General features: G+C 43.4%; 14 protein-coding genes and 1 tRNA gene. 12 read left to right on the top strand and 3 right to left on the bottom strand.

The genetic code is table 11. From position 1 onward, the window contains the following. Positions 1-20 precede the first annotated feature (20 nt). The 10 genes from GC102_RS12140 (at position 21) to GC102_RS12095 (ending at position 12,233) form a co-directional block, all read left to right on the top strand. Positions 21-94, top strand: a tRNA-Pro gene (locus GC102_RS12140). Between the two features lie 137 nt (positions 95-231). Further along, positions 232-1,002, top strand: a complete 771-nt coding sequence (locus tag GC102_RS12135; RefSeq protein WP_312883238.1) for an MFS transporter — start codon at positions 232-234, stop codon at positions 1,000-1,002. An 18-nt stretch (positions 1,003-1,020) separates the two neighbouring features. Further along, positions 1,021-1,314, top strand: a complete 294-nt coding sequence (locus GC102_RS12130; RefSeq protein ID WP_312883237.1) for an MFS transporter — start codon at positions 1,021-1,023, stop codon at positions 1,312-1,314. A 180-nt stretch (positions 1,315-1,494) separates the two neighbouring features. Beyond that, positions 1,495-3,318, top strand: a complete 1,824-nt coding sequence (locus GC102_RS12125) for a carboxypeptidase-like regulatory domain-containing protein (protein WP_171689769.1) — start codon at positions 1,495-1,497, stop codon at positions 3,316-3,318. Positions 3,319-3,590: 272 nt separating this feature from the next. Next, positions 3,591-4,628: an HD-GYP domain-containing protein gene (locus tag GC102_RS12120; RefSeq protein WP_171689768.1), complete on the top strand. Its 1,038-nt coding sequence runs from the start codon at positions 3,591-3,593 to the stop codon at positions 4,626-4,628. A 49-nt stretch (positions 4,629-4,677) separates the two neighbouring features. Continuing rightward, a complete protein-coding gene (locus tag GC102_RS12115; RefSeq protein WP_171689767.1) occupies positions 4,678-5,568 on the top strand; it encodes a GGDEF domain-containing response regulator in 891 nt (296 codons plus the stop codon). 27 nt (positions 5,569-5,595) lie between these two features. Further along, entirely contained in the window at positions 5,596-7,389 is a 1,794-nt protein-coding gene (locus tag GC102_RS12110) for a GAF domain-containing sensor histidine kinase (RefSeq protein ID WP_171689766.1), read from the top strand. Between the two features lie 5 nt (positions 7,390-7,394). Next, on the top strand, positions 7,395-9,053 hold the full coding sequence (locus tag GC102_RS12105) for a thiamine pyrophosphate-binding protein (protein ID WP_171689765.1): 1,659 nt from the start codon (positions 7,395-7,397) through the stop codon (positions 9,051-9,053). A 151-nt stretch (positions 9,054-9,204) separates the two neighbouring features. After that, complete coding sequence (locus GC102_RS12100; RefSeq protein WP_171689764.1) at positions 9,205-10,083, top strand: aldo/keto reductase; 879 nt, start codon at positions 9,205-9,207, stop codon at positions 10,081-10,083. Positions 10,084-10,238: 155 nt separating this feature from the next. Further along, positions 10,239-12,233, top strand: coding sequence for a transglycosylase domain-containing protein (locus GC102_RS12095; RefSeq protein WP_171689763.1), 1,995 nt, complete (start codon positions 10,239-10,241; stop codon positions 12,231-12,233). A 159-nt stretch (positions 12,234-12,392) separates the two neighbouring features. On the opposite strand, the gene GC102_RS12090 is transcribed toward GC102_RS12095, so the two are convergent. After that, a complete protein-coding gene (locus GC102_RS12090; protein ID WP_171689762.1) occupies positions 12,393-13,418 on the bottom strand; it encodes a hypothetical protein in 1,026 nt (341 codons plus the stop codon). A 219-nt stretch (positions 13,419-13,637) separates the two neighbouring features. On the opposite strand from GC102_RS12090, the gene GC102_RS12085 reads away from it, so the two are divergent. Beyond that, a complete protein-coding gene (locus GC102_RS12085) occupies positions 13,638-14,117 on the top strand; it encodes a hypothetical protein (RefSeq protein ID WP_171689761.1) in 480 nt (159 codons plus the stop codon). A 35-nt stretch (positions 14,118-14,152) separates the two neighbouring features. Here GC102_RS12085 and hprK read toward each other — a convergent pair whose 3' ends face one another. After that, positions 14,153-15,067 carry an HPr(Ser) kinase/phosphatase gene (gene hprK, locus GC102_RS12080; RefSeq protein ID WP_171689760.1) on the bottom strand — a complete coding sequence of 305 codons (915 nt, stop codon included), beginning with the start codon at positions 15,065-15,067 and terminating at the stop codon, positions 14,153-14,155. Positions 15,068-15,258: 191 nt separating this feature from the next. On the opposite strand from hprK, the gene GC102_RS12075 reads away from it, so the two are divergent. Further along, complete coding sequence (locus tag GC102_RS12075; protein WP_171642674.1) at positions 15,259-15,525, top strand: zinc ribbon domain-containing protein; 267 nt, start codon at positions 15,259-15,261, stop codon at positions 15,523-15,525. A 100-nt stretch (positions 15,526-15,625) separates the two neighbouring features. Here the strand turns inward: GC102_RS12075 and GC102_RS12070 are convergent, their stop codons facing one another. Further along, a complete protein-coding gene (locus GC102_RS12070) occupies positions 15,626-15,796 on the bottom strand; it encodes a hypothetical protein (protein WP_156410997.1) in 171 nt (56 codons plus the stop codon). Positions 15,797-16,237: the final 441 nt, after the last annotated feature.

The raw sequence follows: 16,237 nt of genomic DNA, 5'->3' as shown, positions 1-16,237 counted from the left end.
TTAGATTTACATAGCAGTTCCGGGACGTAGCTCAGCTTGGTAGAGCACCTGCTTTGGGAGCAGGGGGTCGCATGTTCAAATCGTGTCGTCCCGATCATAGTAAAGCATAATCTAGTAGTGATTTCACTGCTAGATTATGCTTTTTTTGTGTTTTCATACAGTTAGCCGATTCGATTAATTGCATTGATGTTGTATAGTAGTAAATGAAGGTGGTGGCAAGAGGATTTAGATATACATAGTGGGCTTGAAGCTTGGTCGGGGATTACTTTTTCCGTCAGCTTTCTGGCGAGCGCGTTGATCGCACCGTATTGGGGATCATTGGCCGATAAATATGGCAAGAAGCCCATGCTGATTCGCTCTGGATTAAGTTTAAGTGCTGTTTACTTCATTAATTATTTCGTCAATGATCCCTATGCCTTCATTCTCGTTCGCATTTTGCAGGGCCTTATGGCCGGATACATACCAGCTTCCATTGCGTTAGTCAGTACGAATACACCAGAGAAGGAAGTGGGTTATGCACTTGGTGTGATGTCAACTGCGACTGCGGTCGGGAGCATTCTTGGGCCATTATTTGGAGGCATGCTGAGTCATTGGGTGGGTACACGGGTGTGCTTCATGGTGTCTGGTTACATCATATTAATATCTGCCGTAATTGCTCTAGTGGGTGTCAAAGAAGTTCATCGAAAAACAGATGGCATACGTCCAAGCGTGATACTAGACTTGAAGCAAGCGGCAGCTAACAAGCGCTTAATGTGGGTTTTTGGGATGACCCTATTAGTGGCTACCTCGGTTATGATATTGGAGCCATTACTGACCATTTATGTCGTTCAGATTGGTGGGAGTGCGAAAGGTGCTTCCCTTAGTTCGGGCATTATTTTCTCAGCTGTGGGCGTGGCTACCGTCATTATGGGGTCCCATTGGGGCATTATTGGACAACGAATCGGTTACGATAAGACGCTATTTATAGGGTTAATTGGCGGGGGAATTGGTAATCTGCTGTAATTAGGGACCCATAACCTTATCGCTTTTGGTCTACTGCGCTTTAGCTATGGATTGTTTTTTGCCGCGGTCTATCCTGCATTGAACGCTCTCATTGTGAAATATTCTGATGCTGAATTTCGGGGAAGAGCGATTAGCTTAAATCAAACCTCGAGCCAATTTGGCATGATGGCAGGTCCTTTGATAGGCGGTTTCCTCGGCGGATGGGTGGGGATACAGATTGTTTTTTTACTTACAGGCGGAGCATTGCTTGGAGCGGCTGTTTGGATGAAGGTTAATAGCGTTAAGGAAGCGAAGCAGAAATTTTCAGGGTAAATGAAGGCGATCAAGGATTGCTCTCTAGCTGCAGAATTTTGTAAATATATCTAAATGAAAGCCTCTTTCTCGGATGCACTTCAGTCTGGGGAGAGGTTATTTTTACCTATAAAATAGAGGATATTGTCAAATCATGTCGAATGGAATAAGAACAGATTATTGGTCTAAGGGGAGAGTTAGATGAAAGTAAGTCATTCAAAATGGATTGCGGCTTTGATAGTTTCAGTCGTATTGCTGCTAACGTTACCTAATCTTGAAAAGGTTTCTGCAGCGGTTTTGCCGGGTAGCTCAGGTGTTTCAGTTGCTTCTATTGAAGTCACCGTGAAAAATCCAGAGTCACAACCAATTAGCTCAGCTAAGGTTGTTGTTACCTCACAGGATTTACCGTTTCCTCTACGAATTCAGTTAGACGGGGGCGGTCATGGTAAACTAGAAAATTTACCAGTTGCAAATTATAGCATCTACATCTCAGCTCCTGGATATTTCAATGATACGTATATCGGCGGTCAAGTTAGTGGTAACTTTCAGCATGACGTAACGTTGGGTCATAACAACGGTCAGGTTGGAATAACGAATTATTTTTTTTACGATCCTCTCGAATACTCTTCTCTAGATCAAATTAAAGGGACTGTCTATTGGAGCACATACGGTACAATTCCATCGAATAGCCAAATAAATATTAATTTCTTTGATAGTAATAACACGGTAGTTGGTAATGTTTATTCTGGTATTAATCCTCAAGCTAATATTTATACATTGCCTGTTGCTATACCCATCCCAGTGGGAGCGACAAGAATAGGCTTGGAGTTGAAGTCAGAATCATCTGTCTTAGCTCAAGTGACAAGTCCAATATGGAAATCGTCCCTGTATTCGCCTGGTCAATTACTCTTCAAAGATACCAATCCGGCCGGCGGAGTTATTGATGGAGTGCTGAATTGGACTGGTTCTATGAATGAATCTCAAGTTACAGGGTACCGTGTATACTATCGAACAAAGAATGCATTAAATGTATACCATCATTTGGGTGTTGTCGGAAAAAGGGCAGATAAAGCTTATCAGTTTACTTTGCCAACGCTGCCAACAGATATCGTAGAAATCGGGGTAGTAGTAAATAACAGCAATGGAGAAGAACCTGGAAGCTGGCCCATTGTATTCATGTATGATAATCGTTTATCGGATCCCTTAATATCTGTCACTACAACATCGAATTTACCTGTGCCGAGTAATTTCGAAGGGCAACTGAATTACCCGCAAGCAGGGAAAATAGCTGGTTGGCTAAGATGGGAAGTATCGTCAGATCGTAATGTTCTCCTTCAGCTAGCTGGTCAAACGATTTATTTTACCGATGCAAATGGAACGAAATTACAATTGATCGGTTCTGCCTTGGAACCTCCTATCATAGATAACCATATGAATTACAACGGTTTAAATATTAACGAGCCTATCATAATCCCTAATGGCGCAACGCAGATTGCGATATACTCTGTGCTAGAAAGTGGCAAAGAGAATGACATACCCGCCTATTATCCGCTGCCCCCAACAATTCAATTTACAGATTGGGACGAGCACTATCGAAGTATCCGTGGACATATCACATGGAATCAGGACAACAATGAGTCGAACATTAAGGCATACTATGTTTATTTTACAGGGTATAATGTGAGTCCTGTTGAAATAGGTCATGTAACTAAAGGAGCACCATGGAGGCTATCTATTCCGACGTCTATCATGATTCCACAAGGAACAAATTCTATATCCATCTATACAATGGACTATAATAACCACTTGTCTCCTTATGGCTCACCGGTCTATATTTATGACAATTCTTCGTCCTATCAGGTACAATATGCGCTTAAGCAAAAATACTTTATGGGAATTACAGCAATCGACATCAAGCAGATTCTATTAACACTCAACAATCCCTCTAACCCCTTTTCCCAAATTAGTAAAGAGGACACACAGCTCTTGTTATCACTCATTAAACCGATTATGTCAATTAACTAGATCTTTATAACTAGAAAAGGTCAGCCTATTTCAATAGAAATGGGCTGGCCTTTTTCCTTTTTGTGCGGGATCTATTCAAGTCATCTGACAGAAATCGAGAGAATAATCTAAGAAATTAACAAAAAGTGAGTAATTATTTAGCGATATGAGTAAAAAAATATTAAAATAATGGAAATTTTTATTTATAATAGAGGAGAATCTCCTTATTAAGAAGAACTAGTACTAATTAAATAGTTGGGGAAGTTTATTTGAGAAGAATAAGAGGTACATCTATGCAGAATTCATTGTTTTTTAAAAATGTGATAAATTCTGATTCCATCTTCGAATCGATCGGACAATTGAGTGATATCGCCAAGAAAACAATTGGCTGCGAACATATCTCTCTCTTTCTTATAGACGAGAAACATCAGAGCACCCCAGCATCTTATTCGGTTAATATTAGTACCGCAGTCATGGACCAGTTACAGCAAATAGTGCTCCAAACTCAGTTTTTTATCCGAAATCCCGATGGGATACGTTTATCTGTACATAAGGCAGAAAGTCATTTGAAAAATTATCTTTTAATGAGTAAATACGAGTGTATATACGGTTTTCATATAAAGCATGGTCCTTCTTACGGGGCTTTATTATTCTCATTTCCTTCTGATATTCAACTTACAGAGGATCAATTGCAACTGTGCAACCTCATTAAACTGCATATGGAGCAATTGATTAAAAAGATTCAATTCCGGAGACAAGTGCTGAAACAAAAAGCTTACGAGAATCTTTTTAATACATTGAGGGTTAAAGATAGCTTCACGGTCGATCACTGTTATAATGTCGCTTTTTACTCTACTTTACTTGGAGCAAAGGCGGGGGTAAGTGAGGCTGAACTGGAACGCCTGAAGTTAGGGGCTCTTTTGCATGACATTGGAAAAATAGCAATTCCCGATCATATTTTGATGAAACCTGGGCGGTTATCAGATGAAGAATTTAACGTTATTCGCCAGCATCCTGTAATTGGCTATGAGCTGCTAAAGGATTTGCCGGATGTTGAGCATCTTCTGCCGATTGTAAAATGGCATCATGAACGCATGGATGGGAGAGGATATCCAGACAATCTACAAGGTGAAGAGATTCCCTTGCTTGTCCGCATTGTAAGTATTGCAGATGCATTTGATGCGATGACTTCTACGAGAGTATACCGAGATTCGCTGCACGTGCATGAAGTCAGGGAACAACTTCTTATTCACGCAGGCAAACAGTTTGATGACGAATTAGTGCGGATTTTCTTAAGTATCATCGATGAGCAAATGCAAATGAATGGATAATAAGTTATCAACATGCAACTATTTTAGTAATGAAAGCTGGGATAGATTAATGAAATGTCGCATTCTTATCGTCGATGACGAACCCCATAATTTAAATATACTGCGTATATTTTTAAATTCGTTACATTATGAAATCATCACGGTTGAGGATGGTAAAGAAGCTTTCTCTATGGTCAAAGAGACGGCACCTGATCTTATTTTACTTGATGTGATGATGCCTGAAGTGACTGGATTTGAAATATGCAAACAATTAATAGCCGATAGCGACTTTGATATCCCAATTATTTTCTTATCTGCAAATGCACAGAAGGAAGACATTTTACAAGGACTTCGATTAGGAGCTATTGATTATTTGACCAAACCATTCGATCTGGATGTGCTGGAACGGAAGGTTGAAATTGCCCTCCACCAAAAAGCGAAGGTTAAAAATTTGAAGAAAGACAATAAACAATTAGCTAAATTGGTGTATGTGGATGCGCTAACTGGTTTATATAATCGAGCATACTTGGATATTACCATTCGGATGATCAAAGAGGGAACCAAGCAATTTCAAGCCGCTATGATGGTCGATATGGATTATTTTAAGGACATTAATGATAACTATGGTCATTTGGTTGGGGATCAAGTCTTGAGAGAAGTAGCAACGATCATAACGTCGAAAATCTCTTGCGAGCATGATCTAGCCTTTCGGTATGGCGGGGACGAGTTCTTGGTCTTACTCCAAAATGAAGTGAACTGTGTAGAGATTGCAGATAGTATCATTAAGGCTGTCGACGGCTTAAAGGTTAGCCTGGCACCGCATAAATCACAGGAATTTTCAGTGAGCATAGGGTTGACGAATAATTTCGATCCTACCTCGTTCGATCAAATCATTATGCAAGCTGATTCTGCACTTCTTGGGGCCAAGAATAATGGAAGACATCAAATAAAGATTCGCTAATAAAAGGGGAATGGGTGGGGCATGGTCATGGAATTGAAAAGTTTTCAAAAATTATTTCAAATGACGAAGGTCATTAATTCTCAGTTTGAAATGTCAGAAATCCTGCAAGTCTTCGTTGACGCGATAGCAGGAGAGATAACTCAAGCAGATCTTGTTGGTTTTTTCTTGAAGCAACCGGATGGTACTTTTCAAGGATATAAAGGCAATAAATTGCCTGTGGATATTACGGAGCTGCTCATTGATCCTAGAGAAGATGAGTTTGTTAGGGATATTTTACGAAACCAAGCTAGTGACTATATCTCGGATACGAGTGTTGATCTGAGATTGGATCAATCCAAGAGACAATTGTTAAAAATTAAATCAATCCTCGGGATTCCCGTCATTGTAGAAAATGATGTGTTTGGGCTTGTCTTCGTCCACGATTTCGGAAAACCGATGAATATTACTCAGGAGCAGATGGAAGTTACGGAAGCTTTTGTTAACATGGCAAGTGTGGCGATTCGCAACATCCGCATGTTCGAACAACGGCAGCTTCTGATGGAGAAGCAGCAGCTTCTTCTTGACGCGACGAAAGCTTTATCAGAGTCATTGTCAGTCAAAGATGTTCTGAACACTTTTTTCCACTACATGCGTAAAGCCAGTGGGTCTAAGGATATCGGTATTCATCTATATAATGAAAAAGAGCATACCATTGAGCCCTACCAATTGTCTTCTGAGAATGTAACGGTTGACGAATGGAAGGTTAAGCATAGAGAAGTCAAGTTAACCATTGAAAATGACCGCCTTTTGTATGAAGTCATTACACAGAAGAAATCAGCGGCAATCGAGGATGTGTACGCGGATCCGCGGCCAAATCATAAAGCCTTCGTCTCTTTTGATATCCGGAGTATTATGGTGTTTCCGCTCGTGGCTAAAGGTTCCGTATACGGTGTCGTTGCGATTCCATCTATCGGGAAACCAAGGAAGTATGAAGCAAGCATATTGGAATTCTGCCAATCGATTTCTGATGCTACAGCTACCGCGCTTTCGAATGCCCAGCATACGGAGACATTGGATCATTCCGTCAATGAGCGTTCTATAGAGCTGCAGCATGCTAACTTCAAGCTAGAGGGTCTAGTGCGAGAGCTAGAGCATCTGAATGAGTTGAAAAGCGATTTCATCGCGACACTTTCGCATGAGCTGCGTACGCCGATTACAGCGGTTAAAGGATCTGTAGACATACTAAGCAAAGGAATTCTTGGTGGTCTCAACGATTCGCAGAAGGATTTACTAGATATCGCGTCCAAGTCGATCGAGCGTTTGCTGGATCAAGTGAATGAATTGCTGGATTTCGCTAAAATGGAAAACGGTAAATTTGAATTGGTGTATACCGAAGCTGATTTCAAAGAAATCATCAAGGAATCCGTTCATATTGTGCAGTCTTTAATCAATAAGAAGAAGCTGATTCTGGTTGTTGAATCAGATGCAGAAACGAATACGATTGTAAGCGTCGATAAACAACGCATTCTACAGATTTTACTGAATTTACTCTCCAATGCGATTAAATTTACACCCCCTATGGGTGTGATTACCATTAAAACGATTTTCGAAGAAACGGTACTTACGGTTGAAGTACATGATAGCGGTATCGGTATCCCTTATGAGAAGCAGAAAAACATTTTCACGAAATTCTATCAAGCCAATAATCAAATTAATGGGACAGGCCTAGGTCTTGCGATTTCAAAACAGCTTATCGAACTGCATGGCGGTCGGATTTGGTTCGAGAGCACCGAAGGTCAAGGTTCGGTATTCAAATTTACTTTACCTAAAGGAAGGGAGTAACCAATATGCGGGCGATTGAAGTAGGATTGAGATTTTTAGTGCAGCAAGGTTTGCGATATGTATTCGGTATTCCAGCAGGCTCAATCAATGCGGTCTATGACGCCCTTTTGGACATTCCTGAGCTTAAGCCGATTGTAGCTAAGCATGAGAACAGCTCCGGTTACATGGCAGGTGCTTATACGAGAATTACAGGACTTCCATCGATTTGCGTGGCATCTAGCGGACCGGGAGCGACGAACCTAGTGACTCCAGCTGCGAATGCTTGGAAGCAAAAGCTTCCTGTTATATTCATCACAGGCTCAGTGCCATCTGGTAAAATGGGCAAGGGGGGCGCGCAAGAGCTGTATGCGGAGCCGATCTTTGCATCGATTACGAAGATGAGCCGAACGGTTCTAGACCCTAATCAACTGCCAGAAATTCTGGCAGAGGCCTATCACACAGCGATTAGCGGAGTGCCAGGTCCTGTGCATTTGGCGATTCCTATTGATATTCAAATGACGGATATTGGCGAAAGAGAGCTTCCGGTGTTACCACCAACTCAGCAGCCAACGATGGATTTGGCAGCCGCTCAAGCGGCTGCTAAGCGAATCAAAGCAGCAGGTCTACGTGGAGCGATTCTGTTGGGTAATGGCGCTAAAGCATCCTCTGACAGTATCGTACAGTTGGCTGAAACACTTGAGTGGAAAGTGGCAACAACACCACGCGGAAAAGGGGCCTTTCCCGAAAATCATCCGCTTTCCTTAGGGATATATGGCTTATCAGCGAATATCAAAGCGAGTGAGTACTTGAACGGTAACGATCATGAGGTACTGCTGATCATCGGTTCAAGCCTAGGCGAGCTAGCAACAAGCAACTGGGAACCGCGATTGGTTGCTAATAGGGAGCTAATTCACATTGATTACGATCAAAGTGAATTAGGGAAGTGCTACGAAACCCAGTATCCTGTACATGGTGAAATCAAGCTTGTCATTGCGGAATTATTAGATCAGCTTTCGGCTGATATACAAGATAAATCATATGCAAGCGAGGCATTCATAGGGCTAGGCGAAGCAGCAGCAGCTTCCGAACATGCCGAAGAGAAATGGAATACGTTGTCGGCAATCCGTCGTCTCAGTGCGACAGCACCGAAGAATGCTCGATTCTTCCTAGACATCGGTGAATTCATGACCTATTCGATCCAAAACTTATTGATCGAGAGCGGACAAGAATTCGATATTGATATCAATTTCGGAGGCATGGGCTCTGGAATCGGAGGTTCATTAGGAGCACAATTAGCGGAACCGACTCGACCAACAATCTGTATTACAGGCGATGGCTGTTTCTTCATGCATGGTCTCGAAGTGCTAACCGCTAAGGAATATAATCTTCCGATTCTTTTTGTCGTCATTAACAATGCCCGTCTCGGGATGGTTTATCATGGTCATATGCTGCAGTACAAAAGATGTCTTGAAGACTTTTCACAAGAGAGAGTTAGTATTGCAGGTGTTGCCCAATCGCTTGGCTTGCGCCATGCCGAGGTTAGATCCCTGGATCAACTACAGGGAGAGCATGTGCAAGAGTGGCTTTCTCATGGAGGTCCTGTGGTTGTTGAAGTTATTGTGGATGGCAATGAAATTCCGCCAATGGGTGAACGAGTTAAGTTCTTGCAAGGGGCAACGTATTAATAGGCATACATTGAGGTAGCGGTAGAAAGCTTTTGGATGTTTGTATCCAAAAGCTTTTTTTGCATCTAGTTTCAGTGAAGAACTGTATTCTTGGCCAAGTAAATGATATGGTGGAGAAGAGTAAGAACAATAAGGAAGGAGCACTTCATTCATGTTGAAACGAACAATAGGTCGTTTGAATTACGAAAGCTCAGTCGTTATGTTTGGTGCAGCAAGTCTCGGTAATGTGACGCAAGAGGAAGCGGATGCATCCATCTCTTTTGCCTTACAGCATGGGGTTAACCATTTTGATACAGCTGCCAGTTATGGGGATGCAGAAGTCCGTATGGGCCCTATGATCAGTCAAATTCGCAAGGATATTTTCCTAGCTACGAAAACAGGGCAAAGAACGAAGAAGGAAGCGAAAGAAGAAATTTATCGCTCTCTGGAACGGATGCGGGTTGATTCTGTAGACTTACTTCAACTGCATGCAGTAGGCTCTATGGAAGAGTTAGACCGCTGCACAGAAAAAGGCGGTGCTTTGGAGGCAGCCTTGGAAGCGCAAGCCGAAGGTTTTGTTAAAGAGATTGGCATAACTGGACATGGGCATGATGCTCCGAGTGTACATTTGGAAGCATTACATCGATTTCCTTTCGCAACCGTACTGCTGCCGCTCAATTATTATATGTATAGTTTGCCGGAGTATCGGGAATCTTTCGATGCACTCATGGAAGAAGCCAATAAGCAAAATGCAGCTATCAGGGTCATCAAAGCGATTGCTAAGGCTCCATGGGGAGAAGGGGAGAAGCGTTCTTATGCGACATGGTATGAACCTTTTGACCAGCAGCAGATGATAGATGCTTGTGTACATTTTGTGTTGTCTTTCCCTAGTGTGTGTGGATTCGCAAGCGCAGGAGACATTCATTTGTTCCCTAAAATCGTCGATGCCGTGGAACGATATGGTTCCATGAACGATGAGGAAGCAGAACGTATCCTGGGCGACATCAGCGGATACACCAGTATTTTCGGAGCACCAACCTCAATCGCTTAAAAATAATAAATTTTAAATTAGGGGCTCTTCAGTTGTTTTTATGTGCTGGGGGGCTTTATTCGTCGTTAAAATTGGTAAGAGTTCCTTTCCCTCGTGCGTCGCTAACTGCAGGAATCCTGCGAATATATATAAGCGTACGTAAGGAGGAAGGTAAGATGTTTAAAGCATTCTGGAAGAAAAAAAGGTTTTGGCAAATTTTCAGCGTTATTGTACTGATGGGTTGTGTGATTGTATTTGTGGCTTGTTATTCCTACATTCGTGGACTCGATGTATCGAAGTTAAGCCAGCCGCTGCCAGAGTCAACACTTGTGCTGGATAAGAATGGTAAACCAGCTTCGCAGTTATCTGCTTCAAAAATTGAGCCTGTCCAGTTTTCACAATTACCGAAGGTGTTGACGGATGCGGTTGTGGCTGTGGAAGATAAAAGATTCTATGAGCACACGGGGATTGATGTCAGATCTATCTTCCGTGCGGTTGCTCGCGATGTGTTGCGAGGGAGCTATTCGGAGGGAGCCAGTACGATTACGCAGCAGTTGGCCCGTAATCTGTTTCTCAATGCGGACAAAACACTGGGTCGAAAGCTGAGAGAAGCCGCTTATGCGATTAAAATAGACACAACCTACAGTAAAAATGAAATACTGGAGATGTACTTAAACAGCATTTATTTCGGGGAAGGGAGCTGGGGGGTACAGGGAGCGGCTAGAACGTATTTCAACAAAAATGTGAAGGATCTTACCTTGCCAGAGGCAGCAGTTCTTGCCGCTCTTCCTAAGGCTCCTAGCCGGTACTCACCTTTTAAGGATGAAGGTCAGGCACTCGAGCGAAGGAACACTGTGCTTGTACTGATGCGTGATGAAGGTAAAATCACCGCGCAGGATTACGAGAAAGCCAAAGCTTCACCGCTAGGTGTCGTTAAATCCGATAAAGGCAATGAGTTGAAGGGACGCTATCCGGCCTATGTGGATGCGGTCATTAATGAAGCTGTTAATGAGTATGGTTTTACAGAAGAACAGTTGTTGACGGGCGGCTTGCGAATCACGACGGAGCTAGATCCCTTGGTGCAGAATGCAGTTGCGGATGTTTATAAAGACGAGAGTCTATTTCCGGAAAGCAAGCCAGATCAGCTCATTCAAAGCGGAGCTGCAATCGTTGATCAGCGAACCGGTGGGATTCGCGCATTAGCTGGAGGACGAGGAGAAGGAGTCTTCCGTGGGTTTAGCCGTGCAACGCAGTTGAAGAGACAGCCTGGGTCATCTTTTAAGCCGATTGTTGTCTATGGACCAGCGATGGAGAATGGCTATAAGCCAAATTCCATCTTATATGACGGTCCCTTGAACATCGAAGGCTACCAGCCACAAGATTGGGATCACCAAACGAGAGGACAGGTGACGATGCAGGAAGCGGTTGTTTCTTCTTGGAACGTGCCAGCAGTTTGGCTGCTTCACGAGATAGGGATTGATCGTGGACTCCAATTTGCTAAATCCCTGGGCATTACTTTACCGGCTCAGGATCGTCAGCTTGGCATCGCACTTGGCGGACTCTCAGAAGGGGTGTCACCGCTGCAGATGGCGCAAGCATTCAGCGCCTTCGCCGCCAAGGGGGTACTGCATCAAGCCCATACCATCACGAAGATCGAAACGAGCAGCGGTCATTTGCTCGTTGGGGCAAGCCAGAAGGGTGCTACCGTGATGCAGCCGGAAACAGCCTATGCGATGACGTCAATGCTGCAAGTGGCTGTTGCGCAGGGAACAGGTAAGAATGCAGCTATGAATCGTCCCGTTGCTGGTAAATCTGGCACAACGCAGCTGCCGCAGACGAAGGAATTCGAAGGCTTAAGCAGCGGAAGTGCTAAAGATGCGTGGTTCGTTGGTTACACACCAGAGCTAACGGCTGCTGTGTGGGTCGGTTATGACCGTACGGATAAAGAGCATTACTTAACGACATCCGGCGGTGCTGTTCCTGCTGTTTTATTTCGCGAGATGATGAATCGGGCCTTGGCTCAGTCACCTGTTGTTCCTTTTGATATGCCGTTTGTGGGTGCAGGGACTCAAACTGCTAAGGATTCGAACTCATCTGAAGAGTCAGACGATCGCGATAAGGAAGACAAAAAAGAAAGTCAGCACGGACACGGCAAGGGGAAGAAAAGATAAAACAGCAAAAAGCCGTCGACATCCTTAATGGATATCGGCGGCTTTTATTGCGATGGCGGGCTTTCTACAGTGCGAGAACCTGTAAAAAGTGCATCATTTTTGCACAAAAGCTCGGGACTTCTGTTTTATGAGTTAGTGATCATTGTGGCTGCTGCGATTTTACTTGTCACTCTTTTTACGATCATCGTCTTTTCCAGAATGTTCACTGTTTCCGTGCGCTTTGGATTTAGCGTTGTTATTTTCTTTGTTGTTATTATTGCTGTTGTTCTTATTGCCGTTGCTTCTATCGTTGTCTTTGTACTTGACTTTGTCGTCTTTGTCTTTATTTTTGTCCTTATCTTCATCTTCGTCATCATCTTTTTGCGCGCTCTCATCTTTTTGGGAATCCTGCTGCTTTAGCGTATTGGGCGCTTGTTCTTGCTCCCATTTGGTTTTCATATGGATATTTAATTTACTTGCATCCAAGTTATAGTGCTCGGCAAGCAGCTGTGTTAGTGCCTGCTCAGCATTGGAAGATTTGAGGTCGACGGAAGCAAGCAGCATTTTGATCCATGCAGCGGCTTGGTCCCCTTTGAGATGAATCGTACCGCTATTTTCAGGCTTAATATTCAGATCATACAAGATGCCATTAGCACCCTTGGTTTGTGTAATATGCAGTTTGAAATGCTTGCCATCCACCTTCAGGTCGATGTCCTCCAAGTTAGGATAAACCTCATTATTCTGCTGGGAAGTTGGTTGTGTGTTGGATACTGGTCCATTGGGCACAGCTGCTCCAGGTTGCTCGCTCGCACCCGGCGAAGCTGGTGTCGCTGTAGGCTCAGGGGTCACTGGTGTCGCTGGTACGGCTTCTGTCACGGGTGCACCAGTAGTAGTTGAGGTCGCTTTCACATAGGCAGCTTGCTGTTTGCTATTAACGATTAGTTCGATCTGATCACCAGGCTTTAAATCAGTCAGTTGGGCCTTTTGATCATCACGGTAAACCCATACGGATTTGGCTAATGGAATTGTTTGATCACCGGTATTTGTGTTTACAGTGACAGTATCCGAAGCGATGGATTTGAATGTCCCTAGGACGGAAGTCGAAGTCGACGTGTTAGGTGAAGTTGCCGCATAGGCCGTCCACCCACAAAGCATCAAAACGACTAGGGTAATAGAAAGTATCGTGATTGTTAATCTTTTGCGCATAAGAAGCACCTCCACTAACAGCTTTCGATTCGAGAGGTTGTTTTGAGGCCGTACCTGTATCGTGATAAGCCAAACACGGAGCTGAGGGAGCCAAAACCATGCATAAGACGGACGAAATCAGGCAATGGTAAAATCAACTAAACCGTAGGGGAGGTTGTCAACATACTCAATAAATTACTGCTTTGGTCAGGATTTGTGCTGCCTTGGTTATCTTTATTTTTGATGAAGAAGAAAAGTATTTACAGGTATATGCCTGTCTGTATTTTCTCCGCTCTTTTGGTCACGATCGTGTATGAGATTGGCTATACATATAAGTTGTGGATATTAAAAGATGCCATCGTTCCATGGGGCTATGTGACAAATACAGCCTTTGCCTATGGGGTTTTTCTTGTCGGAACGATGTGGGTTTTTCACTTTACTTTTGGGCGGTTTTGGTTATATGTCGTTGCTAATCTGTTGCTAGATGCTTTTTATGCCTTTGTATTTCATCGGATTGAGGAAAAGCTTGGCATAGCGGATCTTATCAGTGTGAAGCACTATCACATCTTTCTCATCATGGTGGGACTTTCGTTTATCCTGTATCCGTATCAGCTATGGCAAGTGAAGGTCTGGAAAATTATGGTTCACAAAGACCGCGATGATATCACGGTCAGGATCAATACCCCGACTTGGTTAACGAAAAAAGAAAAAGCTAAATAAAGAAGCCGCCTCATCCTAGGATGGGACGGCTTCTTTTAATCGGTGTCATTTTGCAGACGCTGCATGAATTCCTCAGCAGCACGGTACCCTTGCTGACGCAAATACCAGTTGTTGGCCGCGGCTTCAACGAGTCCGGCAACATCACGTCCAGGTTGAAGTTGGATTTCAATATGTGGAATTTTAATGTCCATATACTCGGTGAAACAGGGTTCAAGCTCCAAATCGTTGTTGAGCGCATCCTCCTGCCACTTCGTAAGTTCAATATCAAGCACGATCCGTGTTTCGTCCTGAAAGGCTTTGCGGCCGTAAAGCCGCGAGACGTTAATCAGTCCGATGCTGCGCAGCGCCAGGAATTCCTTCGTCTTCCCATTATGGGTGCCGAGAAGGGTCTCGGGGCTAATCTTCTTCAGTACGACAATATCATCGGCAACGAGACGATGCCCTCTGCGAATTAAGGTGTGGGCGGTTTCGCTCTTGCCAACTCCAGACTTACCGCGAAGCAGAATGCCAATCCCCGAGACATTGACACAAACACCGTGGATGGCAATCTCCTGAGCTAGCGATTTACTTAAATATAAATCAACTAAGTCTTGAAATTTACTCGTATGGGCAGCCGTACGGAGGAGCGGGATTTTCTCTTCTTCGCAATATTTGGTTAAATATTTCAAACCTTCTTGGTTTCTCGTTACGACGAAACAAGGCGGGTGATATTTGACAATATTTCCGATATGAAGATTTCTTTCGTTCTCGCTGAGACTGTGCAAATAGGTAATTTCTTTCCTGCCTAACAACTGAACATGCGCTTGCGGGAAATATTCAAAATAGCCGACAAATTCAAGTCCAGGGCGATGTGCCTTTGTTTTGGTAATCGGGCGGTGCAGTTCCGAATGTCCGGCAAGTACTTCGAGCGAGAAACGCTCAACCAAATCTTTCACTGTGACGGGCTTCACAACAGTCCTCCTTAAAGTTTTTACTATTACTATTCTAATTGAAATTGACAATCTATCTCTAGTAGATTCGCTTGCGAGTGGCTACTATCCTGCTATGAAAGCGCTCGAATAGATAATAGTCGGCTTTTCGTTACAATTGAATGCTTTGTTGGTATGATAATAAGAGAAGCTTTTAGGAGGAGTAAAAGAACATGGACACCTATAAAAACTGTCAAAGCTGCGGGATGCCGCTCGCTCGTGATGAGCAAGGCGGAGGAACAGAGAAGTCTGGCATGAAGAGCAAGGTATACTGCAGTCATTGCTACCAAAACGGTGAATTCACTTTGCCTGATTTAACCGTAGAGCAGATGAAGGATCGGGTGAAACAGAAGCTGGTTGAGTTTGGTTTTCCGCGGTTTCTTACGGGCCTTTTTACACGAAATATTCATAAGCTAAAAAGATGGTCACCAAACAAATAATCGAGTTTTACGGCCATGACGACAAAAAAGGCTCTATGCAAGAATTGCACAGAGCGAATGCCAACATGGTCTTTCGTATGTTTATGTAAAAGAAAGCAGCTTATCTGTTGAAGCCGCATTTTTTAGCAAGTGTTGGCCATGTTGAGAGAAACATGTTTTCCCACCTGTCTTCAGGTAATACCATGATCCATTTTGCGATTTGATCCAATCCCATTTCACATAATGTGTGAACGACTTCTTCTTTTTCACAACCGGTTTTTAATGCTAACATCTCAAAACCACCTCAGTCGAATGTATTCAAACAATTATGTATATGCAGCTGCGTGCAAAAGTGTGACTGATTTTTTTGAATGTAAATGTTGGGATGCGGTGTAGGATTGCGAAGAGTCGGATAATGGTCATAAAAGTATAAAAGAAGAGGCTGAGCAGTTGTTTGCTGCGCAGCCTCTTTTTGTTGCATATGAGAACTTTGGGGTGAGTAATCTAGCCCCCTTTTTTGTGCTAGCGGGGCCGAGATTTTGTCCGGAAAATTCCGATGGTGAAAAGGTAGAGCTTGTTAATCTGAGACGATGTTTATCATCGTTAAAGTATAGGGATTGCTGGGATTCATCACCTTAGTGATGAAAAACATGCTTACAGCTAGGGAAAAGGGTGATTTCCCACAGAAGTAGCGTCTGAGACGATGAATATCATCGTTAAAGTATAGGGATTG

It is taken from the genome of Paenibacillus germinis, from assembly GCF_013141785.1.
Lineage (GTDB): Bacteria > Bacillota > Bacilli > Paenibacillales > NBRC-103111 > Paenibacillus_E > Paenibacillus_E phytorum.
Note: the sequence above shows the minus strand (reverse complement) of the source record. Positions and strands in the feature narration are given on the sequence as shown.